Raw genomic sequence first — 2,555 nt, forward strand, 5'->3', positions numbered from 1 at the left:
CCGCACGACCCCGGCGACGGCGGTGTCGCCGGGGTCGTGCGGTCCGCTAGGCGGTGGTGGTCTCGAGCCAGACGGTCGTCTCGCCCGGCAGTTGCGTCAGCGTGGCGAGCTCGTCGTCGGTGTGCGTCCCGCTCGAGAGCACGACGCGGCCGGCCGGCAGCGGCACCGCGGCGGGGCCGAAGTTCGTCATCGACGTCCAGCCGCCCGGGCGGCGGAACCGCACGACGCCCGCCGGGACGTCGTCCGCCCACTCCAGCTGCTCACCGGTCTGGAGGCGACGGCGGGCGGCCAGCGCCCGCCGGTACAGCGCCAGGGTGGAGGTGGGGTCCTCCTCCTGCCGGCTGACCGCGTACTCCGCGAACCACGCGGGCTGCGGCAGGTGCGCGGGGCCGTCGCCGAACCCGAGCGAGGCGCCGTGCGCCGTCCACGGCAGCGGCACGCGGCAGCCGTCGCGGCCCTTCTCGGTCCCCTGCGACCGCTGCCACGTCGGGTCCTGGAGGTCGGCCGCGTCGAGCTCGGCCACCTCGGGCAGGCCCAGCTCCTCGCCCTGGTAGAGGTAGGTGGAGCCGGGCAGCGCGAGCACCAGGGCGGTCGCGGCGCGCGCGAGGCGGCGGCCCCGCTCGAGGTCCGGGGCCGGGTCGGTGCCCCCGCTCATCAGCCACGCCGGCAGGTCGGTCCCGGCGGGCAGGGCGTAGCGCGTGGCGTGCCGGACGACGTCGTGGTTGGACAGCACCCACGTCGAGGAGGCGCCCGACTCGTGCGCGAGGGCGAGGTTGTCCTCGATCGTGCGGCGGAACTGCGCGGCGTCGGGATCGGCGAGCAGCAGGTCGAAGTTGAACGCCTGCCCGAGGCCCTCGGGGGAGGCGTAGCGCGCCCGGCGGTGCGCGGGCACCCACGCCTCGGCGACGGCGGTGCGCGGCGGGTCGTACTCGTCGAACACCGCGCGCCAGCCGCGGTAGATCTCGTGGACCTCGTCGCGGTCCTCGAAGCGGTGCATGCCGTCGAGGACGTCGGGGGCGCGCAGGTCGGCCTGCGAGGGCAGCGGCTCGCTGAGGTCCTTGGCCAGGGCGTGCGCGACGTCGATGCGGAAGCCGTCGACCCCGCGGTCGGACCAGAAGCGCAGCGTGGTGTGGAAGTCCTCGCGGACCTCGGGGTGGTCCCAGTTCCAGTCCGGCTGCTCGGGGGCGAACAGGTGCAGGTACCAGTCGCCGTCGCCCACGGGTTCCCACGCGGGGCCGCCGAACATCGCGGTCCAGTCGGTCGGCGGCAGCTCGCCGTCGGGCCCCTGGCCGCGGCGGAACACGTAGCGCGCGCGTTCGGGGGAGCCCGGACCCGCCGCGAGCGCGTCGGTGAACCAGCGGTGCCGGTTGGAGGAGTGGTTCGGCACGATGTCGACGACGACGCGGATGCCGTGCGCGTGCAGCGCGGCGACGAGGTCGTCGAACTGCTCCAGCGTGCCGATGCGCGGGTCGACGTCGCGGTAGTCGTCGACGTCGTAACCGCCGTCGGCGAGCGCCGAGGGGTAGAAGGGGCTCAGCCAGACCGCGTCGACGCCGAGCGCGGCGAGGTGCGGGACGCGGGTCGTGATGCCGGGCAGGTCGCCCAGGCCGTCGCCGTTGGAGTCCGCGAAGCTGCGCGGGTAGATCTGGTAGACGACGGCCTGCCGCCACCAGGTGGCCGCCTCGGCGTCGGTGGTGCGCACGACGTCGAGGGCGCTCGTCACGACCTCCTCGGCCGGGAACGTGTCGGTCACGGGCTGCGCCCTCCTGATTGATCTGGGCTCTAAATCTAAGGCCTGGCTAAAGTAGGCCGAGACGACGAGGGGGTCAAGCAACGTGAGTCCGACCAACGGCACGGCAGCGGCGGCGCCGACGGCGCTGCGGCGCCTGCGCGAGGCGAATGCGGCCGCCGTGCTCGACCAGGTGTGGGACGCGGTCCCCGTGACCGGCTCCGACCTCATGGCGGCGACCGGCCTGTCGCGCGCCACCGTCCACGACGTGTGCGACGAGCTGGCGCAGCTCGGCTGGGTGCGCGAGGTCGCGAACCAGCGCGAGCACGGCGACTACCGCAAGGGCCGCCCCGCCCGGCGCTACGGCTTCGACGGCCGCGGGCGCGTCGTGGTGGGCGTGGACGCCGGGCAGCACCGGATCGGGGCCCGCGTGACCGACCTGCACGGCACCGCGCTGGGGCACCACGAGGCCACGACGTCGCCGGGCGCGAGTCCGCGCACGCGGGTCACGACGATCGCGCGGGCCGTGCGCGCGGCGCTGCGCGACGCGGGGACGGCGGAGGCGCTCGTGCTCGCCGTCGCGGTCGGCGTGCCCGCGCCCGTGGACGCCGACGGCCTGACGCCCGCGCGCGGCAACCCGTTCTGGGCGCGGATGAACCCGGGGCTCTCCGGCCTGCTGGGTGCGGCGCACGGCTGGACGGTGCTCGTCGACAACGACGCGAACCTCGCCGCGCTCGCCGAGGGCTGGCGCGGTCACGGCCGGGGCGTCGCCAGCTACGTCACGCTGCTGGCGGGGGAGCGCTTCGGGGCCGGGGTCGTCCAGGAC

General features: G+C 75.6%; 2 protein-coding genes. One reads left to right on the top strand and one right to left on the bottom strand.

From position 1 onward, the window contains the following. Positions 1-46: 46 nt before the first annotated feature. Positions 47-1,723 (bottom strand): glycoside hydrolase family 13 protein, encoded by a 1,677-nt coding sequence (locus tag GTR02_RS21265; RefSeq protein WP_420814760.1) that lies wholly within the window; start codon positions 1,721-1,723, stop codon positions 47-49. 112 nt (positions 1,724-1,835) lie between these two features. On the opposite strand from GTR02_RS21265, the gene GTR02_RS21270 reads away from it, so the two are divergent. Then, the coding region (locus GTR02_RS21270; protein ID WP_338073974.1) for an ROK family transcriptional regulator at positions 1,836-2,555 on the top strand (720 nt) is incomplete at its 3' end.

The sequence above is a fragment of the Kineococcus siccus genome (assembly GCF_009906795.1).
GTDB lineage: Bacteria > Actinomycetota > Actinomycetes > Actinomycetales > Kineococcaceae > Kineococcus > Kineococcus siccus.